This window comes from Streptomyces sp. NPDC030021 (assembly GCF_055574035.1).
In genome coordinates this window covers 278,249-301,432 of sequence record NZ_JBVIAH010000008.1, presented here as the reverse complement: position 1 = coordinate 301,432, position 23,184 = coordinate 278,249, and the positions used below count along the sequence as shown (strand labels likewise).

The 23,184-nt window shown below is 71.3% G+C and carries 21 protein-coding genes and 1 tRNA gene; 14 read left to right on the top strand and 8 right to left on the bottom strand.

The window, feature by feature from the left end; translation table 11 throughout:
- Positions 1 to 117 precede the first annotated feature (117 nt).
- From ACZ4YL_RS18690 to ACZ4YL_RS18670, 5 genes are all read right to left on the bottom strand, one after another.
- Positions 118 to 1,188, bottom strand: coding sequence for a 2-oxoacid:ferredoxin oxidoreductase subunit beta (locus tag ACZ4YL_RS18690; protein WP_468117613.1), 1,071 nt, complete (start codon positions 1,186 to 1,188; stop codon positions 118 to 120).
- Entirely contained in the window at positions 1,181 to 3,124 is a 1,944-nt protein-coding gene (locus ACZ4YL_RS18685) for a 2-oxoacid:acceptor oxidoreductase subunit alpha (protein ID WP_468117611.1), read from the bottom strand. The genes ACZ4YL_RS18690 and ACZ4YL_RS18685 overlap by 8 nt, the downstream gene beginning before the upstream one ends.
- A gap of 151 nt (positions 3,125 to 3,275) precedes the next feature.
- Positions 3,276 to 3,935, bottom strand: a complete 660-nt coding sequence (locus ACZ4YL_RS18680) for a response regulator transcription factor (protein WP_373042948.1) — start codon at positions 3,933 to 3,935, stop codon at positions 3,276 to 3,278.
- Positions 3,936 to 4,173: 238 nt separating this feature from the next.
- Complete coding sequence (locus ACZ4YL_RS18675) at positions 4,174 to 5,475, bottom strand: sensor histidine kinase (protein ID WP_468117610.1); 1,302 nt, start codon at positions 5,473 to 5,475, stop codon at positions 4,174 to 4,176.
- Between the two features lie 482 nt (positions 5,476 to 5,957).
- The gene (locus ACZ4YL_RS18670; RefSeq protein WP_468117608.1) at positions 5,958 to 7,148 is read right to left on the bottom strand and encodes a sensor histidine kinase; all 1,191 of its coding nucleotides are present in this window, start codon (positions 7,146 to 7,148) and stop codon (positions 5,958 to 5,960) included.
- A gap of 147 nt (positions 7,149 to 7,295) precedes the next feature.
- On the opposite strand from ACZ4YL_RS18670, the gene ACZ4YL_RS18665 reads away from it, so the two are divergent.
- The 13 genes from ACZ4YL_RS18665 (at position 7,296) to ACZ4YL_RS18605 (ending at position 19,333) form a co-directional block, all read left to right on the top strand.
- Entirely contained in the window at positions 7,296 to 7,703 is a 408-nt protein-coding gene (locus ACZ4YL_RS18665) for an NADH-quinone oxidoreductase subunit A (protein ID WP_030012240.1), read from the top strand.
- Positions 7,694 to 8,302: an NADH-quinone oxidoreductase subunit B gene (locus tag ACZ4YL_RS18660; RefSeq protein ID WP_468117606.1), complete on the top strand. Its 609-nt coding sequence runs from the start codon at positions 7,694 to 7,696 to the stop codon at positions 8,300 to 8,302. The genes ACZ4YL_RS18665 and ACZ4YL_RS18660 overlap by 10 nt, the downstream gene beginning before the upstream one ends.
- Positions 8,299 to 9,516: an NADH-quinone oxidoreductase subunit C gene (locus tag ACZ4YL_RS18655; RefSeq protein ID WP_468117604.1), complete on the top strand. Its 1,218-nt coding sequence runs from the start codon at positions 8,299 to 8,301 to the stop codon at positions 9,514 to 9,516. The genes ACZ4YL_RS18660 and ACZ4YL_RS18655 overlap by 4 nt, the downstream gene beginning before the upstream one ends.
- Positions 9,513 to 10,478, top strand: coding sequence for an NADH-quinone oxidoreductase subunit NuoH (gene nuoH / locus ACZ4YL_RS18650; protein WP_468117603.1), 966 nt, complete (start codon positions 9,513 to 9,515; stop codon positions 10,476 to 10,478). Before ACZ4YL_RS18655 ends, nuoH begins: the two co-directional genes overlap by 4 nt.
- Entirely contained in the window at positions 10,478 to 11,086 is a 609-nt protein-coding gene (locus ACZ4YL_RS18645) for a NuoI/complex I 23 kDa subunit family protein (protein ID WP_468117601.1), read from the top strand. Before nuoH ends, ACZ4YL_RS18645 begins: the two co-directional genes overlap by 1 nt.
- A complete protein-coding gene (locus ACZ4YL_RS18640) occupies positions 11,083 to 11,709 on the top strand; it encodes an NADH-quinone oxidoreductase subunit J family protein (protein WP_468117599.1) in 627 nt (208 codons plus the stop codon). Before ACZ4YL_RS18645 ends, ACZ4YL_RS18640 begins: the two co-directional genes overlap by 4 nt.
- Complete coding sequence (gene nuoK / locus ACZ4YL_RS18635) at positions 11,709 to 12,056, top strand: NADH-quinone oxidoreductase subunit NuoK (protein WP_030726044.1); 348 nt, start codon at positions 11,709 to 11,711, stop codon at positions 12,054 to 12,056. The genes ACZ4YL_RS18640 and nuoK overlap by 1 nt, the downstream gene beginning before the upstream one ends.
- Positions 12,053 to 14,104 (top strand): NADH-quinone oxidoreductase subunit 5 family protein, encoded by a 2,052-nt coding sequence (locus ACZ4YL_RS18630; protein WP_468117597.1) that lies wholly within the window; start codon positions 12,053 to 12,055, stop codon positions 14,102 to 14,104. Before nuoK ends, ACZ4YL_RS18630 begins: the two co-directional genes overlap by 4 nt.
- Before the next feature lie 38 nt (positions 14,105 to 14,142).
- Positions 14,143 to 15,696, top strand: coding sequence for a complex I subunit 4 family protein (locus ACZ4YL_RS18625; protein WP_468117741.1), 1,554 nt, complete (start codon positions 14,143 to 14,145; stop codon positions 15,694 to 15,696).
- A complete protein-coding gene (locus ACZ4YL_RS18620; protein WP_468117595.1) occupies positions 15,693 to 17,225 on the top strand; it encodes an NADH-quinone oxidoreductase subunit N in 1,533 nt (510 codons plus the stop codon). The genes ACZ4YL_RS18625 and ACZ4YL_RS18620 overlap by 4 nt, the downstream gene beginning before the upstream one ends.
- A gap of 202 nt (positions 17,226 to 17,427) precedes the next feature.
- Positions 17,428 to 18,291, top strand: a complete 864-nt coding sequence (htpX, locus tag ACZ4YL_RS18615) for a zinc metalloprotease HtpX (protein WP_052874808.1) — start codon at positions 17,428 to 17,430, stop codon at positions 18,289 to 18,291.
- Positions 18,288 to 18,680, top strand: coding sequence for a YccF domain-containing protein (locus ACZ4YL_RS18610; protein ID WP_189733420.1), 393 nt, complete (start codon positions 18,288 to 18,290; stop codon positions 18,678 to 18,680). The genes htpX and ACZ4YL_RS18610 overlap by 4 nt, the downstream gene beginning before the upstream one ends.
- Positions 18,681 to 19,009: 329 nt before the next feature.
- On the top strand, positions 19,010 to 19,333 hold the full coding sequence (locus tag ACZ4YL_RS18605; protein ID WP_468117740.1) for an SMI1/KNR4 family protein: 324 nt from the start codon (positions 19,010 to 19,012) through the stop codon (positions 19,331 to 19,333).
- Here ACZ4YL_RS18605 and ACZ4YL_RS18600 read toward each other — a convergent pair.
- From ACZ4YL_RS18600 to ACZ4YL_RS18590, 3 genes are all read right to left on the bottom strand, one after another.
- Complete coding sequence (locus ACZ4YL_RS18600) at positions 19,317 to 20,552, bottom strand: APC family permease (protein ID WP_468117594.1); 1,236 nt, start codon at positions 20,550 to 20,552, stop codon at positions 19,317 to 19,319. The genes ACZ4YL_RS18605 and ACZ4YL_RS18600 overlap by 17 nt on opposite strands.
- 18 nt (positions 20,553 to 20,570) lie before the next feature.
- The gene (locus ACZ4YL_RS18595) at positions 20,571 to 21,998 is read right to left on the bottom strand and encodes a SulP family inorganic anion transporter (RefSeq protein WP_468117592.1); all 1,428 of its coding nucleotides are present in this window, start codon (positions 21,996 to 21,998) and stop codon (positions 20,571 to 20,573) included.
- Between the two features lie 194 nt (positions 21,999 to 22,192).
- Entirely contained in the window at positions 22,193 to 22,681 is a 489-nt protein-coding gene (locus ACZ4YL_RS18590) for a YajQ family cyclic di-GMP-binding protein (RefSeq protein WP_030009008.1), read from the bottom strand.
- A gap of 200 nt (positions 22,682 to 22,881) precedes the next feature.
- Here ACZ4YL_RS18590 and ACZ4YL_RS18585 point away from each other — a divergent pair.
- Positions 22,882 to 22,963 (top strand) — tRNA-Tyr (locus ACZ4YL_RS18585).
- The last annotated feature ends 221 nt before the right edge of the window (positions 22,964 to 23,184 follow it).

The window sequence follows — 23,184 nt, the reverse complement described above, 5'->3', positions numbered from 1 at the left end:
ATACTCATGACATCTTTCGGGGCCCGTCGCCCCGGGGCCGCCCCGGGCCGCGCCGGACGCGCCGGAGCCCGGACCCTGGCGCAGGATCCGGGCTCCGTCGCGTGCGGGCGGTACGCGCTACCCGACGACGGTCCAGGTGTCGCTGCCGGCCAGCAGCGCCCCGAGGTCGCCCTTGCCGCTGCGGTCGATGGCCGCGTCGAGCTGGTCGGCCATGAGGGTGTCGTAGACGGGCCGCTCCACGCTGCGGAACACCCCGATCGGGGTGTGGTGCAGGGTGTCGGGGTCGGCCAAACGGGACAGCGCGAACGCGGTGGTGGCACTGGCGTTCTTCGCGTCGTGCACCAGGATCCGCGCCTCGTTTGCCGCGGTGACCTCGACCACCTCCAGGTCCCCGGTGGCCGGATTGCGTACGACACCCTTCGCGTCGTCCGCGCCGAAGCGGATCGGCTGCCCGTCCTCCAGCCGGATCACGGCTTCCAGGGCCTGGTCCTTGTCCTTGAGGACCTCGAAGGCGCCGTCGTTGAAGATGTTGCAGTTCTGGTAGATCTCCACGAGCGCCGTGCCCTGGTGGTCGGCCGCCTGGCGCAGTACCTCGGTGAGGTGCTTGCGGTCGGAGTCGACGGTCCGGGCGACGAAGGAGGCTTCGGCTCCGATCGCCAGCGACACCGGGTTGAAGGGCGCGTCCAGCGAGCCCATCGGCGTCGACTTGGTGATCTTGCCGACCTCGGAGGTGGGGGAGTACTGGCCCTTGGTCAGCCCGTAGATCCGGTTGTTGAAGAGCAGGATCTTCAGGTTGACGTTGCGGCGCAGGGCGTGGATGAGGTGGTTGCCGCCGATGGACAGCGCGTCGCCGTCGCCCGTGACCACCCAGACGGACAGGTCGCGGCGGGAGGTGGCGAGGCCGGTGGCGATGGCCGGGGCGCGGCCGTGGATCGAGTGCATCCCGTAGGTGTTCATGTAGTACGGGAAGCGGGAGGAGCAGCCGATGCCCGAGACGAAGACGATGTTCTCCTTCGCGAGGCCCAGCTCGGGCATGAAGCCCTGAACCGCGGCCAGCACGGCGTAGTCACCGCAACCCGGGCACCAGCGGACCTCCTGGTCCGACTTGAAGTCCTTCATCGACTGCTTGCTCTCGGCCTTCGGTACCAGCGAGAGCAGCGTCCGCGCCCCTTCGGTCACCTCAGTCATCGATGGCCTCCTTGAGAACCGTGGCGAGCTGCTCCGCCTTGAACGGCATTCCGTTGACCTGGTTGTACGACTGGGCGTCGACCAGGTATTTCGCCCGGATCAGGGTGGCGAGCTGCCCGAGGTTCATCTCCGGCACCACTACCTTCTCGTAACGCTCCAGGACCTCGCCGAGATTCCTGGGGAAGGGGTTGAGGTGGCGCAGGTGGGCCTGGGCGATGGGGAGTCCGGCGTTCCGCAGCCGGCGGACGGCCGCCGTGATGGGGCCGTAGGTGGAACCCCAGCCCAGGACCAGGGTGGTGGCGCCGTCCGGGTCGTCGACGTCGAGGTCGGGCACCCGGATGCCGTCGACCTTGGCCTGGCGGGTGCGGACCATGAGGTCGTGGTTGGCCGGGTCGTAGGAGATGTTGCCGGTGCCGTCCTGCTTCTCGATACCGCCGATGCGGTGTTCGAGACCGGGGGTGCCGGGGATGGCCCAGGGCCGGGCGAGGGTCTCCGGGTCCCGTTTGTACGGCCAGAACACCTCGGTGCCGTCGGAGAGGGTGTGGTTCGCACCGGTGGCGAACTTGACCTTCAGGTCGGGCAGGTCGGCGACCTCCGGGATCCGCCAGGGCTCGGATCCGTTGGCCAGGTAGCCGTCGGAGAGCAGGAAGACCGGGGTCCGGTAGGTGAGCGCGATCCGGGCGGCGTCGAGCGCGGCGTCGAAGCAGTCCGCGGGGGTCCGCGGCGCGACGATCGGCACGGGGGCCTCGCCGTTGCGGCCGAACATGGCCTGGAGGAGGTCCGCCTGCTCCGTCTTGGTCGGCAGTCCGGTGGAGGGGCCGCCGCGCTGGATGTCCACGATCAGCAGCGGAAGCTCCAGCGACACCGCGAGGCCGATCGTCTCCGATTTGAGTGCCACACCGGGCCCGGAGGTGGTGGTCACCCCGAGCGCGCCGCCGAAGGCCGCGCCGAGCGCCGCGCCGATGCCGGCGATCTCGTCCTCGGCCTGGAAGGTCCGCACGCCGAAGTTCTTGTGCTTCGACAGCTCGTGCAGGATGTCCGAGGCCGGGGTGATCGGGTAGGAGCCCAGGTAGAGGGGCAGATCGGCCTGCTGGCTCGCGGCGACGAGGCCGTAGGAGAGCGCCAGGTTCCCGGAGATGTTGCGGTAGGTGCCGGTGGGGAAGGCACGGGTGGCCGGGGCGACCTCGTAGGAGACCGCGAAGTCCTCGGTCGTCTCCCCGAAGTTCCAGCCGGCCCGGAAGGCGACGACGTTCGCCTCGGCGATCTCGGGCTTCTTCGCGAACTTCTGCCGCAGGAATTTCTCGGTGCCCTCGGTGGGCCGGTGGTACATCCACGACAGCAGGCCCAGCGCGAACATGTTCTTGCTGCGTTCGGCCTCCTTGCGGGAGAGGCCGAAGTCCTTCAGCGCCTCGACCGTCAGGGTGGTCAGCGGCACCGGGTGCAGGCTGTAGGCGTCGAGCGAGCCGTCCTCCAGCGGCGAGGTGGCGTAGCCGACCTTGGCCATGGGGCGCTTGGTGAATTCATCCGTGTTGATGATGATCTCCGCGCCGCGCGGCAGGTCCGCGATGTTCGCCTTCAGGGCCGCCGGGTTCATCGCCACCAGCACGTTCGGGGCGTCGCCCGGCGTGAGGATGTCGTGGTCGGCGAAGTGGAGCTGGAACGAGGAGACGCCCGGAAGGGTTCCGGCGGGTGCGCGGATCTCGGCGGGGAAGTTCGGCAGCGTCGACAGGTCGTTCCCGAAGGACGCCGTTTCCGAGGTGAAGCGGTCACCGGTGAGCTGCATACCGTCACCGGAGTCACCCGCGAATCGGATGATCACACGATCGAGGCGGCGCACTTCCTTGCCGCCCGGACTCTCCGGGGTGCGCTGTCCACCGACAACCGCACCCCCGGCCCCGTCGGCCTGCTCGGCTGGGCTGCTGACCTGGCTGGTCACTGAACTGGACCTCCTTCGAGGCGTGACCCCCCCGGGACCCACCCTACGACGGTAGGGATCAAGGCCCCCAGGAGTGGTCACATTCTGGACCGTAGGACCGCCCCTTGAGACGGCCCTGCCGGTATGCCATATCTGACAGAGTGTCAGTCGATCAAGATTTCAGATAGGTGAGAACGGCCAGTACTCGCCGGTGATCCCCGTCACTCGGCGAAAGGCCCAGCTTCATGAAGATGTTGCTGACGTGCTTTTCCACCGCTCCGTCGCTCACGACTAGCTGCTTCGCCACGGCGGAATTCGTCCGGCCCTCGGCCATCAGCCCGAGCACCTCGCGCTCGCGCGGGGTCAGGCCCGCCAGTACGTCCTGCTTCCGGCTGCGGCCGAGCAGCTGGGCGACGACCTCGGGGTCCAGGGCCGTACCGCCCCGGGCCACCCGCACCACCGCGTCCAGGAACTCCCGGACCTCGGCCACCCGGTCCTTGAGCAGATACCCCACCCCGGTGCTGGAACCGGCCAGCAGTTCGGTGGCGTACTGCTCCTCCACGTACTGGGACAGCACGAGCACGCCTATCCCGGGGTAGTCGCGGCGCAGCCGCACGGCCGCCCGTACACCCTCGTCCGTGTGGGTCGGCGGCATCCGCACGTCCGCCACCACCACATCCGGCAGCGCCCCCTCGGCCGCCAGGTCCGCCACCGTCTTGATCAGGGCCTCTGCGTCCCCGACGCCCGCCACGACGTCATGCCCCCGGTCGGTCAGCAACCGGGTCAGGCCCTCACGCAGCAGCACTGAATCCTCGGCGATGACCACCCGCACCCTGTCTTCCACGACTCAGCAGCTCCCGCGTCCACTCGTTCACGCACTACCTGACTCAGCCAAGCATCCCAGCCTTGAGTCCCGGTGAAGGCAGAGCCGCGACAACACGTGGTCGTACGGGGGGAGTTTTCGAGTACCGGAAGGTCGCATACCGCAAACGGGCACCGCGCGCGGCGGAAGTTGCGAAGGGCCGGGCCATCCGGCCCGGCCCTTCCGTCGGCAGCTCCGCCAGGCCGTCCTACGGGCGCCAGGGCAGCTCGGCGGTGACCGTCGTCCCGCCCCCGGCGGGGGAGTCGACGACCAGCACCCCGTCCACGGCGTCCAGCCGCTCGGTCAGCCCCGCCAGCCCCGTCCCCTCCCGCGGCCCGGCCCCGCCCCGGCCGTCGTCGGCGACCTGGATCAGCAGCCGCTCCCCGGACTTCCACACGTCCACCGAGGCCGCCCGGGCCAGCGCGTGCTTGCTGACGTTCTGCAGCAGCTCCGAGACCGTGAAGTACGCGATCCCCTCGATCGCCGCCGCGGGCCGGGCCGGCAGATCCACGGCCACCCGTACCGGCACCGCGCACCGCGAGGCCACCGAGGACAGCGCCGCGTCCAGCCCCCGGTCGGTCAGCACGGCCGGGTGGATCCCGCGGGCCAGGTCGCGCAGCTCCTGCAGGGCGATCTTCACCTCACCGTGCGCCTCGTCCACCATCCGGGCCGCGGCCTGCGGATCCTCGGTCAGTTTCTCCCTCGCCAGCCCCAGATCCATCGCCAGCGCCACCAGCCGGGCCTGCGCCCCGTCGTGCAGGTCCCGCTCGATGCGCCGCAGGTCGGCGGCGGCGGTGTCCACGACCACCCCGCGGTCGGACTCCAGCTCGCTGACCCGGGTGGCCAGGCTGGACGCCCCGAGCAGCCCGCCGACCATGACCCGGTCGACGGTGGTCAGGGCACGGATCACCCACGGGGTGGCGAGGGTGATCGCCAGCCCGATGAGGCTGGTGAGGACGATCATGACCGGTGAGTCGAGGTAGAAGGTGTACCCGTCGTTCTGGAAGAGCTGCAGACCGGGCTGGTCGGTGTAGGCCGGAAAGACCCAGAACCAGAGCGGGTACAGCAGGTACGCCCACCCGGACGCCCAGAGCACCAGGGACAGGCAGAAGGAGAACACCGCCCACGGGAAGTGGACGACCGAGTACAGCGCGTGGCGCCATGCGCTCCCGCTCTTGAGCAGCGCACCCATGGCGGCGAGCGGCCCGGCCTTCTTCGCCCGGATCGGCGCGGGGGCGGCGATCTCCGTCCCGAGCAGCGCCCGCACCCGGGCCCGCTCCAGGTGCCCGAAGCCGCGGCACATGGCGAGCACGCCGGCGAGGACCGGAACGCCGAGGAAGGTGACGAGCAGACCGGCGCCGAGGCTCACGCCGGTGATGGCGAGCGAGAAGTACAGCGTGCTCAGCGGCAGCCCGATCAGCAGGTACCCGAACTCCCGCCAGGTCCGCCCCTCGACCGGAGCCCGCAACACCGCGCCGATCCCGCTACCTGTGCCTCTGCCGTTGCCCATGATCCCGACCCACCCTTCCGGTCCTCCGCTGCACCCCCCACCCTGCCGCCCCCCGACCCCCGACAACCATGCAGCGGGTCGGCATCTCCACCGGGGGGTTAACCCCACCCCCTCAGCCCGAATCCAGCCTCGCCGGCGCCCGAGGCGCCCCGCCGCCAATCCAGCCCCGCCGGAGTTTGAGGCGTGAGGCGCACGGCGGAGGCCTGGGAAACGGCGGCGCAGCGGAATCCGTACGGGACCCGGCCCATGCCCGCAGCCCCGTCGGCGAGGCGCACGGCGGAGGCCTGGGAAACGGCGGCGCAGCGGAATCCGTACGGGACCCGGCCCGTCCCCGCAGCCCCGCCGGCGAGTCGCACGGCGGAGCCCTGGGAAACGGCGGCGAGCCGGACACGCGAGCGGGACCCCCGCCCACCCCGGACGGGAGTCCCGCTCACCAGCAACAACAGGGGCCCGGGGGCCCACGGGCCCAGGGGCCCGGGGGCCTACCCCCGGTCCCGCCACGGCAGCTCGGCCGTGACCACGGTCCCCACCCCCACGGGCGAGTCCACCACCAGCACCCCATCCACCGCGCCCAACCGCTCCGCGAGCCCCGCCAGCCCACTCCCCCCGGAGGGACTCGCCCCGCCCCGCCCGTCGTCCGACACCCGGATCATCAGCCTCGTCCCCGCCCGCCACACCTCCACCGTCGCGCCCCGCGCCCCCGGCCCCGCGTGCTTGCTCACGTTCTGCAGCAGCTCGGACACCACGAAGTACGCGATCCCCTCGATCGCCTCCGCCGGCCGCGCCCCCGGCAGATCCGCCGGCAGATCCACCGCCACCTTCACCGGCACCACACACCGCGCCGCCACCGACGACAGCGCCGCGTCCAGCCCCCGGTCCGTCAGCACCGCCGGGTGGATCCCCCGTGCGAGGTCCCGCAGCTCCTGGAGGGCCAGCTTCACCTCCCCGTGCGCCTCGTCGACCATCGCCGCCGCGCCCTCCGGGTCCTCCAGCAGCTTCTCCTTCGCCAGGCCCAGCCCCATCGCCAGCGCCACCAGCCGGGCCTGCGCTCCGTCGTGCAGGTCCCGTTCGATGCGCCGCAGGTCCGCCGCCGCCGTGTCGACCACGACTCCCCGGTCGGATTCCAGCTCCGCGATCCGCCGCTCCAGGTCGTCGGACGGCGACAGCAGCCCCCGTACCATCGCCCGGTCCACGTTCGCCATCAGCCGCACCAGATAAGGCAGCACCGGCCACAGCACGAACAGGCCGGTCAGCGCTACCGTGAAGGTGAGTACTCCCCACGGCAACCGGATCAGCTGGTACAGCACCGTCCGCCAGCCGACCGGGTCCTTGATGCTCGTCCACAGCCAGGGGAAGAATCCGCCGGACCGCTTCGGACCGGGGATCGGGGTCGGCTCGTCCACCCGTACGCCCAGCAGCCCGCGGGCGCGTGCCCGGTCCAGCCGTCCCAATTGCCGAGACAGATACAGACCGCACGCGAGCAGGGGAATTCCGACCGCGGTCACGGAAAGACCGCCGGCCGTGGAAACCATGACAACCGCGTAAACAAAACCGACGATCGCCAACGGCAGGTTGCTCACCAGATAGGCGATCTCCTTCCACGTCACGGCGCTGAAGACGGCGCGTACGGGGGGAGGCCGATCGTTGTCGGGTATGGCATGGCTCAGGGTCATGCGCCACACCCTGTCAAGTACGACCCGCTGATGCCATGGGGTGGCCGGGGTGCTGTGAACGGGGGATAACCCCACCCCGTGTGAGGCAGGCCCTAGACTCCCGTCCGTACCAGATCGTCGACAGTGACCGAGGAGCGAGGAACGGACGTGCCTGAACCAACGGTATCGACCGTAACCGTGCTCGCGGCGGACTACTTCCGGAGTTATTCGGTCGTCGGTCTCCTGGCCGCCCTCGGTGTGCTTTTCGTGGCCGTCGCCTTCGGCGCGGGCCGCCTGCTGCGGCCCGTCGTCCCGACCCCCGAGAAGCTGCTGACCTACGAATGCGGTGTGGACCCGGTCGGCGAGGGCTGGGCGCACACCCAGGTCCGCTACTACGTCTACGCGTTCCTCTACGTCATCTTCGCCGTCGACTCGATCTTCCTGTTCCCGTGGGCGACGGTGTTCGCCGCCGCCGGTTACGGCGCCACGACCCTGGTCGAGATGTTCATCTTCCTGGGCTTCCTGGCCGTCGGCCTGCTCTATGCGTACAAGAAGGGCGTCCTCGAATGGACGTGACACCGGCTGTGACGCCGACCGAGGGCGTGCTGCTCCCGGAGCCCAAGCGCCTCGGAGTCCTCTCCCGCCTGGCCCCGGAACCGATGAAGGTGGTCCTGAACTGGGGCCGCCGGTACAGCCTGTGGGTCTTCAACTTCGGCCTGGCCTGCTGCGCGATCGAGTTCATCGCCGCGTCCATGGCCCGGCACGACTTCATCCGGCTCGGTGTGATCCCCTTCGCGCCGGGTCCGCGCCAGGCCGACCTGATGATCGTCTCGGGCACGGTCACGGACAAGATGGCCCCCGCGGTGAAGCGGCTCTACGAGCAGATGCCGGAGCCGAAGTACGTCATCTCCTTCGGCGCCTGCTCCAACTGCGGCGGCCCCTACTGGGACTCGTACTCGGTGACGAAGGGCGTCGACCAGATCATCCCGGTCGACGTCTACGTGCCGGGCTGCCCGCCGCGCCCCGAAGCCCTCCTCCAGGGCATCCTCAAGCTCCAGGAGAAGATCGCCCGCGAGTCGCTGGCCGAGCGCTACGCGGCCTGGCCGTCCGTGTCCCAGCTGACGAGCGGCCTGGTCACGCCCCCGCCGGCACCCGCGCAGGGGGCCGGCGCGTGAACCTCTACGACTCCCTTCCCGACGCGGCGCCGACGGTCTTCGGGGCCGAGGCCGTCGGCGAGTTCTCGTACGACGTCCTCACCGTGGACGTGCCCGTCGGCAGCTGGATCTCCGCCCTCGAAATCGCCCGGGACAAGCTGGGCTGCACGTACTTCGACTGGCTGAGCGCGGTGGACGAGCCCGGCACCGGCTTCCGGATCTGCGCGCACGTCGCGTCGCTGGAGAACCACCGGGTGCGCCGGCTGCTGCTGCGCACGACCGTCCCGCACAGCGCCGCCTCCCTGCCGTCCGCGGTCGCCGTCTACGCGGGGGCGGAATGGCACGAGCGCGAGACGTTCGAGATGTTCGGGGTGACCTTCACCGACCACCCGCACCTCGTTCCCCTGCTCCTGCCGGAGAACTTCGAGGGCCACCCGCTGCGCAAGGACTTCGTCCTGGCCGCGCGCGTCGCCAAGGCCTGGCCCGGCGCCAAGGAGCCCGGCGAGGCGCACGACCCGGGCGCGCCCAAGCGCCGCCAGATGCTTCCGCCGGGCGTACCGGACCCCAACGACTGGGGCCCCATGAAGGGCCAGCTCCCGCCGGCCCCGTCCCGTCCGGCCCGCACCCCGCGTGCCGCCGGCGCGGCGGGCGCCGCCGCTCGCACCCCGCGCGAGGGCGCCCCGGTCCGCCGCACCCGCTCGGTCACCGAGGGCTCGGCCACCCAGCCCCCGGCGGACGCGGCCACCGAGGCGACTGCGGAAACCACCCCCCGCCCGCCGCGCCGCACCCGCTCGGTATCGGAAGGCTCGGCGAGCCAGTCCGCCCCGGCGGACGCGGCCACCGAGGCGACTGCGGAAACCACCCCCCGCCCGCCCCGCCGCACCCGCTCGGTCGCCGACGGCTCGGCGAGTCAGACGCCGGCTCCGGCCCCGGCTCCGGCTCCGGAGGAAGCCGCCGGGGGCGCCGCCCCGGACGCAGGTGAGGCTGCGGGTGCGCCCCGCCGCCCGGCACCGCGCAGCTCGGACGCCCCCTGGCACGACCCGAAGCCCGCTTTCGAAGAACCGGCTCCCGGGCCGGTTCCGAAGGCAGAGCCGGGGACCGGACCCGAGCCGGAGCCCAAGGCCGACCCGAAGGCCGACCCGAAGGCCGACCCGAAAACCGGGCCCGCCGCCGGCGACGGGACCCGCCCCACCACCGACCCCACCACCGACCCCGACAACGGAGGCGACGCGTGAACGACGTCCTCGACGTCGCCCTGCGGCTGATCGTCGTCTTCGCCGTCTTCCTCGTGCTCCCGCTCGTCGTCGGGCAGACCGAGCACAAGGTGATGGCCCACATGCAGGGCCGCCTCGGCCCCATGTACGCCGGCGGCTTCCACGGCTGGGCCCAGCTCGTCGCCGACGGCGTGAAGTTTGCACAGAAGGAAGACATCGTCCCGGCCAACGCCGACCGCCGGATCTTCCAGCTCGCCCCCGCCGTCGCCCTGCTGCCGTACCTCCTCGTCCTCCTGGTCATTCCCATCGGCCCCGGCGAGGGCGCCGTCGGCCAGGTCATCGACGCGGGCCTGTTCTTCGCGCTCGCCGTCATGGGTGTCGGAGTCCTCGGCTCCCTGATGGCCGGCTGGGCCTCCGCGAACAAGTTCTCCCTGCTCGGCGGCCTGCGCACCGCCGCCCAGCTGCTCGCCTACGAGCTCCCGATGCTGCTCGCCGCCGCCTCCGTCGCCATGGCGGCCGGTACGGTCTCCCTCTCCGGGATCGTCGAGGCCTTCGAGTGGTGGTGGCTGCCCTGGCAGATCGTCGGCGCACTCGTCTTCTTCGTCGCCGGCCTCGCCGAACTGCAGCGGCCCCCCTTCGACATGCCCGTCGCCGACTCCGAGATCATCTTCGGCGCGTACACCGAGTACACGGGCCTGCGCTTCGCCCTGTTCCTCCTCGCCGAGTACGCCGGCATCGTCGTCCTCTGCGCCCTGACCACCGTCCTCTTCCTCGGCGGCTGGCACGGTCCCTTCGGCGACGACCTCGGCTGGGTCTGGACCCTGCTCAAGATCGCGATCCTCGCCTTCGTCGTGATCTGGCTCCGCGTGAGCTACCCGCGCCTGCGCGAGGACCAGCTCCAGAAGCTCGCCTGGACCACACTCATCCCGCTCGCGCTCGCCCAGATCGCGCTCACCGGCATCGTGAAGGTGGCGATCCAGTAATGCCCATCCCCGGATCCGGCCTGGCCAAGGGCCTGGCCGTCACGCTGCGCACGATGACGAAGCGCTCGCACACGGCCCAGTACCCCGAGGTTCAGCCCGAACTGCCGCCCCGCTCCCGCGGGGTCATCGGTCTGTTCGAGGAGAACTGCACCGTCTGCATGCTCTGCGCCCGTGAGTGCCCCGACTGGTGCATCTACATCGACTCCCACAAGGAGACGGTCCCGGCGTCCACGCCCGGTGGCCGCGAGCGCAGCCGCAACGTCCTCGACCGCTTCGCCATCGACTTCTCCCTCTGCATGTACTGCGGGATCTGCATCGAGGTGTGCCCCTTCGACGCCCTCTTCTGGTCGCCGGAGTTCGAGTACGCGGAGACCGACATCCACGAGCTGACCCACGAGCGCGACAAGCTTCGCGAGTGGATGTGGACCGTCCCGGCGCCGCCCGCGCTGGACCCGGCCGCCGAGGAGCCCAAGGAGATCGCCGCTGCCCGCAAGGCGGTGGAGAAGGCCGAAGCCGCTGCCGCCGCCGCGGCAGCCGCCGCCGAAGCCGCCGCCCAGGCGGCCGAGACCGAACCGCCGACCGACCCGACCCCGGAGGGAGACGCGTGAGCCCCGCCGCCACCTTGGCCGCAGCCGCCACCGCCACCACCACCGGGCCCGGCTTCCTCTCCCCGACCGGCGTCGAGATCGCCTTCGTCCTCGTCGGACTCGCCACTCTCGGCGCGGCCCTCGTCACGGTCACCACCAAGCAGCTGGTGCACGCCGCCCTGTGGCTGGTCGTCGCGCTCGGCGGCATCGCCGTCGAGTACCTGCTGCTGACCGCCGAGTTCATCGCCTGGGTCCAGGTCCTCATCTACCTCGGTTCCGTGGTCGTCCTCCTCCTCTTCGGACTGATGCTCACCAAGGCCCCCATCGGCCGCTCCCCGGACGCGGACTCCGGCAACCGCTGGATCGCACTCGGCGTCGCCGTCGTCGCGGCCGTGTCGCTGGTCTGGGTGGTCGTCGACGCCTTCCGCACCACCTGGATCGACCTCGACGGACCGGTCCAGGGCTCCACCAAGGTCTCCGGCGAGATCCTCTTCCAGCACTGGGTGCTGCCGTTCGAGGCGCTCTCCGTTCTCCTCCTCGCAGCCCTGATCGGGGCCATCGTGCTGTCCCGCAGGAACGACCCCGCCGACCCCGCCGACGCCGCCACCCCGGCCGGCCCCGGCGAGAAGAAGGGCCGGCGCTGATGCACCTCGCCTACCCCGCCGTACTCGCGGCGCTCCTCTTCTGCACGGGCCTGTACGGCGTACTCGCCCGCCGCAACGCCATCCTGGTCCTGATGTCCGTCGAGCTGATGCTCAACGCCGTCAACCTCAACCTGGTGGCCTTCGACGTCTGGCTGCGCGACGCCCTGCACGCCGGCCAGGCCCTCACCCTCTTCACCATCGCGATCGCCGCCGCCGAGATCGGCATCGGCCTCGCGATCGTGCTGATGGTGTACCGCAACCGGGGCACCTCCGACGTCGACCGGCTGCGCGACACCGCCGAGGGCCACGAGCCCGCCGCGAACAACCAGAGCGAGGTCACCGCGTGAGCACCACGACCCTCGCCGTCCTCGTCCCGCTGCTCCCCTTCCTGGGCGCGGTGGCGGGACTGCTCCTCGGCCGCAGCGCCCCCGGGTTCGTCCGGCCGCTCGCGATCCTGCCCACGCTCGGCGCCGCCGTACTGGCCGTACTCGTCGCCGTCCGCCAGGGCGGCGGCGAGACGATCAGTGCCGCGACCGAGCTGACCCCGACCGGCTCGGTGCCGATCGACCTCTCGCTCTACATCGACGGCTTCGCCGCCCTGGCCGCCGTCCTGGTCGGGGTGGTCGCCACCTGCGTACAGGTCTACTCGACGGCGTACCTCCGTGAGGACCCGCGCTACCCGTCGTATGCCGCTCTCGTCTCACTGTTCACCTCCGCCATGCTGCTCGTCGTCTACTCCGGCGACCTGATGGTGCTGCTGGTCGGCTGGGAGGTCATGGGCATCTGCTCGTACTTCCTGGTCGGCCACTACTGGGAGACCGAAGCGGCCCGTTCCGCCTCCCTGAAGGCCTTCCTCGTCACCAAACTCGGCGACGTCCCCTTCCTGATCGGCCTGTTCGCGCTCGCCTCCGACGCCGATTCGTTCGAGATCCCGAAGATCCTGGGCACCGTCGCCGCGGGCGGACTCGACCACCCGACCCTGATCGCGCTGCTCCTGCTCGCCGGTGTCGCGGGCAAGTCCGCGCAGTTCCCCCTGCACACCTGGCTCCCCGACGCCATGGCGGGCCCCACCCCGGTCTCGGCGCTGATCCACGCCGCGACGATGGTCGCCGCCGGTGTCTACTTCATCGCCCGCCTCCTGCCCGTCTTCGCGGCCTCCCAGGCCGCGCTGGTGGTCATGGCCGTGATGGCGGCCGTCACGATGGTCGGCTCCGGCCTGGCCGCCATCGCCCAGGACGACATCAAGCGGGTGCTCGCCTACTCCACGATCGGTCAGCTCGGCTACATGGTCGGAGCCCTGGCCGTCGGTGACCGTGGCGCCGCCGTGTTCCACCTCCTGTCCCACGGCGCCTTCAAGGCGCTCCTCTTCCTCGGCGCAGGCGTGATCATCCACGCCGCCGGTACGAACTCCCTGGGCGTCATGTCCCGGATGGGCGGCCTGGCCAAGCGCATCCCCGACGCCTTCTGGACGATGACGATCGCGTTGCTCGCGCTCGCCGCGGTCCCGCCCTTCGCCGGCTTCTTCTCCAAGGAAGCCGTCCTCGTCGCCGCCGAGCACACCGCGACCGGCCACTCGGAGTTCGCGCCCAGCGCCGCCGGCTGGCTGGTGCTCGTCGCCGGTCTGCTGACCGCCCTGCTCACCGCCGCCTACGCCACCCGGCTGTGGCTGATGGCCTTCCGCGGCCGGGGCGCTGCCGCCCCCGACCACGGCAAGGAGCCCCTCGCCATGACCGGCGTGCTGTGGCTGCTGGCGATCCCGTCGATCGGCTTCGGCCTCGCGGCCGGCCCCATCTCCGACTGGTTCGACGGCGGAGAACTCACCCCGACCCTGGTCACCTCGGTCCTCGGCACGGGCGCCGCGGCCATCGGCGCGATGCTCACCTACGCCCTCTGGCAGCGTGCCTCGGCCAAGGCCGTCCTCGCGACCGCCGCCGGCACCGGAGACGGCGCCGCAGCCGGAGTGCCCGCCGCCGCGGTCACCGCCGCCGAATCCGCCGCCTCCGTCACGGCCGCCGAATCCGCCGCGGAAGCCCCCGAGGTGGCCGAGGTGACCCACGATCACCCCGCCGTCCCGGCCGGCCCCGCCGCCGACCCCGGCAAGGCGTTCCTCGGACCGCTGCACCGCCACGCGGCCGTCGGCTTCCACCTCGACGCCGTCTACGACCGGCTGTTCGTCCGGCCCGTCCAGGCCGCCGCGAGCCTCGTCCGCTTCCTCGACCGCGAGGTCGTGGACACGTACGTCCGCGGCGCGGGCACCGGCACCCAGCTGCTCGGCAGCCTCGTGCGCCGTGCCCAGACCGGCAACGTGCAGAGCTACCTGAGCGCCCTGCTCGCCGGCGCCGTGGTCCTGGCGATCGCCACCGCCGTCCTCGCCAACGTCAACGCCGGATCGTGAGCCGTGAGTCAGCCGTGATTGATATCAGCCCGTCCGTGATGCAGTTCCTTCTGGCGTTCATCGTGGCCGCACCGCTCCTCGGCTCCGCCGCGGCGCTCCTGCCGGCCCCGCCCGGCCTCAAGGGCAAGAGCCCCGAACAGGCCGTGCTCCGCCACGGCGTGACCGTGACCGGCGTGATCCTCGCCGCGGCCATCGCCCTCACCCTGGGCTTCGACCACGACGCCCCGTCCCGCATCCAGGCGACGACGGACATCAGCTGGATCCAGGCGCTGAACGTCCGGATCCACCTCGGCGTCGACGGCATCTCGCTCCCCCTCCTCCTGATGACCGCGCTGCTGTTCTTCCTCTGCGCGCTCTACAGCTACTTCAAGCTCCCCGCAGGCCCCTCCCCGAAGGCCTTCGTCGCGCTGCTCCTCGTCCTGGAGTCCGGCACCCTCGCGACCTTCGCCGTCCTCGACCTGCTGCTCTTCTTCCTCGCCTTCGAGATGGTCCTCATCCCGATGTACTTCCTCATCGCCCGCTGGGGCGGTGCTCAGCGGCAGGCCTCCGCCTGGAAGTTCATCCTCTACACGCTCCTCGGCTCCGTCGTCATGCTGCTCGGTCTGCTCCTGATCGGACTGAACAGCGGCACTTTCGACATGGTGACACTGGCCTCTGACAATGGCCGCGAACTGTCCCACACCACCCAGCTCCTGGCCGTTCTCGCCATCGGCCTCGGCCTCGCCGTGAAGACCCCGATGTGGCCGCTGCACAGCTGGCTTCCGGACGCCCACACCGCCGCGCCCACCGTCGGATCCGTCCTGCTGGCCGGCGTCCTGCTCAAGATGGGCACGTACGGCTTCGTCCGCATCCTGCTCCCCATCACCCCCGACGGCATGGCCACCTTCGCCCCCTACCTGGGCGCCTTCGCCGCCGTCGGCATCGTCTACGGATCGCTCGCCTGCCTCGCGCTGGCCCGCAAGGGGAACAAGGGCGACCTCAAGCGCCTCATCGCCTACTCCTCCGTCGGCCACATGGGCTTCGTCCTCCTCGGCATCGCGAGCATGACCCCCACCGGCGTCAACGGCGCGCTCTTCGCCAACATCGCCCACGGCCTGATCACCGGCCTCCTCTTCTTCCTGGTCGGCGCCCTCAAGGACCGCTACGGCACCGCCGACCTCGACACCCTCGCCGGAGCCACCGGCGCCGCCCTCTACGGCCGCGCCCCCCGCTTCGGCGCGCTCCTCGCGTTCGCCGCCGTCGCCTCCCTGGGCCTGCCGGGCCTGGCCGGCTTCTGGGGCGAGATGCTGGCCCTCTTCGGCGCCTTCGACCCCGCCGAGGGCCTCTCCCGCCCCGCGTTCCTCACGTACGTGGCCGTCGGCGCGTTCGGCACCCTGCTCACCGCCGCCTACCTGCTGATCGTCGTACGGCGCGTCTGCATGGGAGACCCGAAAGCCGGTCCCGAGCTCGCCGTCGCGGACGTCCAGCACTACGAGTTCGCCGCCTGGACCCCGCTCGTCGCCCTCACCGTCCTCGCCGGCCTGTGGCCCGCGGTCCTCCTCGGCCTCACCGACCCGGCCGTCCAGAAGCTCCTCGCAGGAGGCAATTCATGACGGCCATGACGGCCCTGACGGTCCTCTCCGCCGAGGCCCCGAACCTGGTCCAGTCCGTCGACTGGCTCGCCATCGCACCCGTGGTGATCACCGCCGCCGTCGGCCTGGTCGTCCTCGTCGCCGACCTGTTCCTCGCCGAGCGCCACAAACCGGTCCTCGGCTGGATCTCGGTCGCCGGCCTCGCCGCCGCGACCGCCACCCTGCTGCCCCTGCGCGCCGGTGACCGCGCCACCTTCTGCCTCACCGGCGACCCGGCGGCCTGCAGCTACGTCGCCGACCGCTTCACCCTCGTCATCCAGTTCCTGGTGCTGGCCGGCGCCCTGGTCACCGCCCTGGTGTCGGTCACCGCCGTCCGCGACACCCGCATGCCGGCCGGTGAGTACTGGTTCCTGCTGCTCTCCTCCGCCGCCGGCGCGGCCCTGCTGCCCGCCTCCCGCGACCTCGCCACCCTGATCGTCGCGCTCGAAGTCGCCTCGCTGCCCGCCTTCGCCCTCGTCGGCATGCGCCGCGGCGACCGGCTCTCCTCCGAGGCCGCCCTGAAGTTCTTCCTGTCCTCCGTCACCGCCACCGCCGTGTCGCTGATGGGCGTCAGCTTCGTCTACGCCGCCACCGGCTCCCTGCACCTCACCCAGGTCGCCGGCCGCCTCGAAGACGTCCCCGGACAGCTCGACACGCTCGCCGTGGCCGGTGTCGCGCTCACCCTCGTCGGCTTCGCCTTCAAGACCGCGGCCGTCCCCTTCCACTTCTGGGTCCCCGACACCTACGTCGGCGCCCCCCTGCCCATCGCCGGCTACCTCTCGGTGATCGGCAAGGCCGTCGGCTTCACCGGCCTCATCCTCGTCACGGTGATCGCCTTCCCGGCGTACTCCGACATCTGGGGCCCGGCCCTGGCCGTCCTCGCCGCACTCACCATGACCCTGGGCAACGCCGCCGCCCTGCGGCAGTCCCCGGACCGCCCGAACAGTGCCGTACGGCTGCTCGCCTGGTCCTCGGTCGGCCAGGCCGGATACCTGCTGGTCCCGATCGCCGCGGCCGCGTACTCCGGGCGCGACCAGATCGGCTCCACCGTCGCCTACGCCCTCATGTACGCCGCCGTGAACCTCGGCGCCTTCGCCGTGGCCGCCCTGGTCGCCCGGACCAAGCCGCTCCACCGGATCAGCGACTACCGCGGGCTCTACGCCGAGCGCCCGCTGGCCGCCCTCTCCCTGGGCTTCTTCCTGCTCTGCCTGGCGGGCCTGCCCCCGGGCATCATCGGGCTCTTCGCCAAGGTCACCGTCTTCCGGTCCGCGGTCGACGCGGGCCTGGGCTGGCTGGCCGTGGTCATGGCGATCAACGTCGTCATCGCCCTGTACTACTACCTGCGCTGGACGGCCCTGCTCTTCCGCACCCCCGAGGGCGCACAGACCCGTACGCGCGCCCCCTGGCCGGTGGCGGCGGCCATCGTCGTCACCGCGATCACGGCGGTCGTCGTCTCGGCCGCCCCGGAACTCATCCTGCGCGTCACCTCGGGCAGCCTCTTCGCGCAGTAACCGGGCGCGTGCGACCCGTACGGAGTAACGCCCGCCGCAGCCCCGCCGCCCCTCGGGAAGGGGCGGCAGCGGGCGGCCGCCCTGCCACGCCCTGGGAACCTGACGCCCTCACCTCGCGTTGACCAGAAAGGGAGGGTCCACTGGACCGTAGACCCTCAAATCCATGACGGGCTCCCCTGCCGCACCACTTGGAGGGCGTACCGTGCACCGCCGGCACAACGGGCTGAAGACCGCCGTACTCCTCGGCGGGCTGTCCGCACTCATCATCCTCATCGGAAGCTTCTTCGGACGGGGCGGCCTGATCATCGCCGTCCTCGTCGCCCTCGGGACGAACGCCTACGCGTACTGGAACAGCGACAAGCTGGCTCTACGCGCGATGCGCGCCCGCCCCGTGAGCGAGTTCGAGGCTCCCCAGCTCTACCGCATGGTGCGCGAGCTCTCCACGTCCGCGCGCCAGCCCATGCCACGCCTGTACATCTCACCCACCGAGGCCCCCAACGCCTTCGCCACCGGCCGCAACCCGCGCAACGCCGCGGTCTGCTGCACCGAGGGCATCCTGCGCATCCTCGACGAGCGCGAGTTGCGCGGGGTCATCGGCCACGAGCTCAGCCACGTCTACAACCGCGACATTCTGATCTCCTCGGTGGCCGGCGCCCTCGCCTCGGTGATCATGTTCCTGGTCAACTTCGCCTGGCTGATCCCGATCGGCCGGTCGAACGACGACGAGGGCCCCGGGCTCCTCGGCATGCTGCTGATCATGATCCTGGGGCCCCTGGCCGCCTCCGTGATCCAGCTGGCCATCAGCCGCTCGCGTGAGTACGAGGCCGACGCCTCGGGCGCCCAGCTCACCGGGGACCCGCTCGCCCTGGCCAGCGCCCTGCGCAAGCTCGACGCGGGCACCAAACAGCTCCCGCTGCCCCCGGAACCCCGGCTGGAGGCGGCGAGCCACATGATGATCGCCAACCCGTTCCGTCCGGGTGCGGGCCTTTCTAAGATGTTCTCCACACACCCTCCGATGGCCGAGCGCATCGCCCGGCTCGAACAGATGGCAGGCCGCCGCCAATGAAGACAATCCTCAACATCATTTGGCTCATCCTCAGCGGCATCTGGCTGTTCCTGGGCTACCTCCTCGCGGGCGTGCTGCTCTGCATCACCATCATCGGCATCCCGTTCGGCATCGCCGCCTTCCGCATCGCCGTCTACGCCCTCTGGCCCTTCGGCTACACCACGGTCGAGCGCCACGACGCGGGCGCCCCGTCCTGCATCGGCAACGTCCTGTGGCTGGTCCTGGCGGGCTGGTGGCTGGCCCTCGGCCACATCGTCACGGGCATCGCCCTCTGCGTCACGATCATCGGCATCCCGTTCGGCATCGCCAACTTCAAGATGGTCCCGCTCTCCCTGCTCCCGCTGGGCCGCGAGATCGTCCCGACGGACGCGCCGTTCGCCTCGCGCTGACGCAGCCGCCGGCGTCGTGGACGCCGACGGACACCCCGCCCGCAAGCCGACCGGATCGGCCTGCGGGCGGAGTTGTCCACAGGCCCGGGCGGCTGTCGGTGGGGTGCGTCACCATGAAGGCATGAACGAGACCGAGCAGTTGCTGGAGCAAGTCACGGACCGCGTGCGCAACTCCGCACGCAGGTACGAGCGGCACGGAAGGACCCTGCCAGGGCCGCTGGACGCCGGGGCGATCACCCGCGCCGAAGTCATACTCGGCTTCACCCTGCCGCCCCTGCTCGCCTCGCTCTACACGCGTCGGCGACGGCGGATTCGGCCCCGGTCAGGGGCTGCTGCCGCTGCGTCAGGCAGTCCTCGCGTACGGGGAACGACGGTCCTCCGGGTGGCGCTGGCCCGAAGGCGTACTGCCCGTGGCCGACTTCGGCTGCGGAATGGACGCCTGCGTGGACTGCCGGTCCGACACCGCCCAGGTCCTGCTGTTCGACCCGAATCCGGGGGAGCCCGAGCTCGCCTGGTACATCGACGCCCCGAGCCTGGCCGACTGGCTGCGCGGCTGGCTCGACGGCACGGCCTGGTACTGCGACGAGTCGCCGGCGGGGGAGGAGTACGACCTGGAGCCGACACCCTGGGACGGATTCAGATCCCGGATCTGAGACGCCCCCGCACCCCGTAGACCAGTACGCCCACCGCCAGCACCGCCGCCCCCCAGGCCACCGACGGGAGGGGCAGCGCACACGCCAGCACCACACAGCCGGACAGTCCGGCCACTGCCACGGCCCGATCCTTGACAGCTGAATCGAGAGTCCACGCGGAGACGTTCGCGATCGCGTAATAGGCGAGCACTCCGAAGGAGGAGAAACCGATCGCGCCCCGCAGATCGGCGGTGGCCGCCAGCACCGCCACGACCGCACCCACTGCCAGCTCCGCATGGTGCGGCACCTGATGCCGGGGATGTACGGCCGCCAGCGCGCGCGGCAGATGGCCGTCCCGGGCCATCGCCAGGACGGTCCGCGAAACCCCGAGCACGAGCGCCAGCAACGAGCCCAGCGCGGCCAGGGCCGCGCCCACCCGGACCACCGGGGCCAGTCCGGGCCGCCCGGCCGCCCGCACCGCGTCGGCCAGCGGGGCCGGCGACTGCGCCAGCCCTTCCGCGCCCAGCACCGACAGCACCGCCACCGCCACCGCGGCGTACACCAGCAGCGCGATCCCCAGCGCGATCGGCACCGCCCGCGGGATCGTCCGCTGCGGGTCGCGCACCTCCTCGCCCAGGGTGGTGATCCGGGCGTAGCCCGCGAAGGCGAAGAACAGCAGGCCCGCACCCTGCAACAGCCCGAAGACACCCCGGCCGGATCCGCCCAGCCGCCCCGGGTCGGCCGCCCCGGAGGACAGGCACACCACGACCACCCCGGCCAGCACCGCCAGCACCGCCGCCACGATCAGCCGCGCGATGCGGGCCGACTTCTGCACACCGCCGTAGCTCGCGGCGGTCAGTGCCACCACCGCCGCGACGGCCACGGCGTGCTGCTGCCCCGGCCACAGGTACGCCCCCACCGTGAGGGCCATGGCCGCGCAGGACGCGGTCTTGCCGATCACGAATCCCCAGCCGGCCAGATATCCCCAGAAGGGCCCGAGCCGCTCGCGCCCGTAGACGTACGTGCCGCCGGAGGCCGGATAGCGGGCGGCCAGCCGCGCCGAGGAGTGCGCGTTGCAGTAGGCCACGAGACCCGCCACGCCCAGAGCGGCGAGCAGGGCGCCGCCCGCCGCCTGCGCCGCGGGAGCCAGGGCGGCGAAGATACCGGCGCCCACCATCGCGCCGAGTCCGACGACGACGGCGTCGGACACGCCCAAGGTGCGCTTCAACTGGTGTTCCACGGGCGGAGGGTAACCCCGCTAGATGACGCCCTCCCCACCGGGCAGTGGCGCCCGCGTGCGCTCCCAGCCCTCCAGAGCGGTCAGACAGGCGTGGTCCAGGTGGCGCAGCCCGGTCAGATCCAGCCGCACCGGCTGCCCGTGCGGCAGCGCGTCCAGGGCGTCGAGCAGCTTGGGCAGCCGCAGGAAACTGGCGTTCCCCAGGACCTGCACGCACAGCTCCTCGTCCTCCCACACCTCCTCGATGTGCACGTGGGAGGTCTCCCAGGCCGCCTTGGCGACCGCGAGCCCCAGCCCGATCAGCACCCCCTCGAAGAGATTGGTGACCACGATCGCCGAGGCCGTGACCACCAGCACCACCGCCTCGCCCCGGTGCGTCCGCCACAACGCGGCCACCGCCCTGGCCGGCAGCAGCTTCCAGCCCGCGTGCAGCAGCACCCCGGCCAGCGCGGCCAGCGGCACACTCTCCAGAAGCTGGGGAAACGCCACGGCGAAGAGCAGCAGCCAGCCACCGTGCAGCACCCTGGCCGCGCGGGTCCGCGCCCCGGCCTCCACATTCGCGGCGCTGCGCACGATGACCGCGGTCATCGGCAGCGCGCCGAGCAGCCCGCACACACTGTTGCCCACGCCCTGGGCGATGAGTTCCTTGTCGTACTCCGTCCTCGGCCCGTCGTGCATGCGGTCCACGGCCGCGGCGCTGAACAGCGTCTCGGCGGAGGCGATCAGTGCCAGCGCGACCACGGTCCCGGCCGCGCCGACCGAGGTCAGGACCCCGAAGTCGCCCCAGTCGGGCGGAGACACGGCCTCCAGCACGCCCGTCACCCTCACCCTCTCGACGGGCAGCCGCAGCAGGACGGCTGCGGCGGTGGCGGCGGCCACCCCGACGAGCGCCCCGGGCACGATCCGCAGCCGGGCGGGCACCCGGCGCCAGGCGACCATGGCGGCGATCGTCCCGACCCCGAGCAGCACGGCGGCCAAGTCGGCCTGCGCCCCGAGCTCGTGCACCCCGCGCAGCTTCGCCAGGGTCTGCCCCGGAGCCTCCACGCCGCCCAGGGCGTACAGCTGCCCGGAGATCAGCACCAGCCCGATCCCGGCCAGCATCCCGTGCACGACGGCGACGGAGATCGCCCGGAACCACCGCCCGAGCCGCAGCATCCCCATGCCCAGCTGCACCACCCCGGCGGCCAGCACCAGCACCCCGAGCGCGGGCAGACCGTAGGCCTGCACCGCCTCGTAGACGAGCACGGTGAGACCGGCCGCGGGCCCGCTCACCTGGAGGGAGCTCCCGCGGAACCACCCGGTGACCAGCCCGCCGACCACCCCGGTGACGATCCCCAGCTCGGCCGGCACTCCGGAGGCGACCGCCACCCCGACGCACAGGGGTAGAGCGACCAGCGCGACGACCACGGACGCCCCGAAGTCATCACGAAACGTGCCGGCCCCAGGCATGCGAGAACCCCCTGCCACGCGGTGATGTGATGACATCCAGCGTGGTGGGCGCACTCATCGCGTCCCAAGTGCCCACAGGAGTCCGCGGTGGCGCGTGCGCCGCACACGCCCCGCACACACCCCCTTCGCGACTGCCGCGGCCCGGCGGTCGGTGAAGACCGCCGGGCCGGCGTGGGGCAGGTCGCGGAACAGGGTCAGCGGTAGTTCACGAACTGGATCGCGAAGTCCAGGTCCTTGCCCTTGAGCAGCGCCTGGACCTCCTGGAGGTCGTCACGGCTCTTGGAGCTGACGCGCAGCTCCTCGCCCTGGACCTGGGCCTTGACGCCCTTGGGACCCTCGTCCCGGATGATCTTCGCGACCTTCTTGGCGTTCTCCTGGGAGATGCCCTCCTCGATCGTGGCGAAGATCTTGTACTCCTTGCCGGACAACTGCGGCTCCCCGGCGTCCAGCGCCTTCAGCGAGATCCCGCGCTTGACCAGCTTGGTCTCGAAGACGTCAAGGACGGCCTTCACGCGCTCCTCGGAGTTCGCCTCCATCAGGATCTTCTCGCCGGACCAGGCGATGGTGGCGCCGGTGCCCTTGAAGTCGTAACGCTGCGAGAGCTCCTTGGCGGCCTGGTTGAGGGCGTTGTCGACCTCCTGCCGCTCGACCTTCGAGACGATGTCGAAACTGGAGTCGGCCATGTGCTGTGGCTCCTTGAAGTCGGTTGTGATCACCCCGGAGGGCGCGGCCGGACATGCCCGGCCCGCTCGGCAAAGCCTAGCCACCGCGCCCACCCGCAGCGCTGATCAATCCGGTGGTGAAGCACCCCCGGTCATCAGGTATCGTTTACGTCGTTGCCAGGGAGCGCCGCCGCAAGGTGGAAAAAATGGCAGCAAATCTTGGCGGTGTGCCCGAGTGGCCAAAGGGAGCAGACTGTAAATCTGCCGGCTCAGCCTACCCAGGTTCGAACCCTGGCGCCGCCACGCGAGTGGAACCCCCGTTCATCTGTGGAATCACAGTGAGCGGGGGTTCTTTCGTTACCGGGCGACCACTCCTGCCACCGCGGCCGGGCACAGGGCGGGACCGCTTCTCGACATTGCTCCGGTCAGATGAACTACTCACCTGACTGGGCCACAGCCCCGGCCCTGCCAGCGCCACGGCGAAGCCGTGGCCAGGTCGGATGGGCGGCGCGTGACGCACGCAC

What these genes read in the sequence shown, in the direction of transcription:
- ACZ4YL_RS18690 (WP_468117613.1), bottom strand. Translation starts at nt 1,188, where the DNA reads ATGACTGAGGTGACCGAAGGGGCGCGGACGCTGCTCTCGCTGGTACCG.
- ACZ4YL_RS18675 (WP_468117610.1), bottom strand. Translation starts at nt 5,475, where the DNA reads ATGGGCAACGGCAGAGGCACAGGTAGCGGGATCGGCGCGGTGTTGCGG.
- ACZ4YL_RS18670 (WP_468117608.1), bottom strand. Translation starts at nt 7,148, where the DNA reads ATGACCCTGAGCCATGCCATACCCGACAACGATCGGCCTCCCCCCGTA.
- ACZ4YL_RS18660 (WP_468117606.1), top strand. Translation starts at nt 7,694, where the DNA reads ATGGACGTGACACCGGCTGTGACGCCGACCGAGGGCGTGCTGCTCCCG.
- ACZ4YL_RS18645 (WP_468117601.1), top strand. Translation starts at nt 10,478, where the DNA reads ATGCCCATCCCCGGATCCGGCCTGGCCAAGGGCCTGGCCGTCACGCTG.
- nuoK (WP_030726044.1), top strand. Translation starts at nt 11,709, where the DNA reads ATGCACCTCGCCTACCCCGCCGTACTCGCGGCGCTCCTCTTCTGCACG.
- ACZ4YL_RS18625 (WP_468117741.1), top strand. Translation starts at nt 14,143, where the DNA reads ATGCAGTTCCTTCTGGCGTTCATCGTGGCCGCACCGCTCCTCGGCTCC.
- ACZ4YL_RS18620 (WP_468117595.1), top strand. Translation starts at nt 15,693, where the DNA reads ATGACGGCCATGACGGCCCTGACGGTCCTCTCCGCCGAGGCCCCGAAC.
- ACZ4YL_RS18610 (WP_189733420.1), top strand. Translation starts at nt 18,288, where the DNA reads ATGAAGACAATCCTCAACATCATTTGGCTCATCCTCAGCGGCATCTGG.
- ACZ4YL_RS18595 (WP_468117592.1), bottom strand. Translation starts at nt 21,998, where the DNA reads ATGCCTGGGGCCGGCACGTTTCGTGATGACTTCGGGGCGTCCGTGGTC.
- ACZ4YL_RS18590 (WP_030009008.1), bottom strand. Translation starts at nt 22,681, where the DNA reads ATGGCCGACTCCAGTTTCGACATCGTCTCGAAGGTCGAGCGGCAGGAG.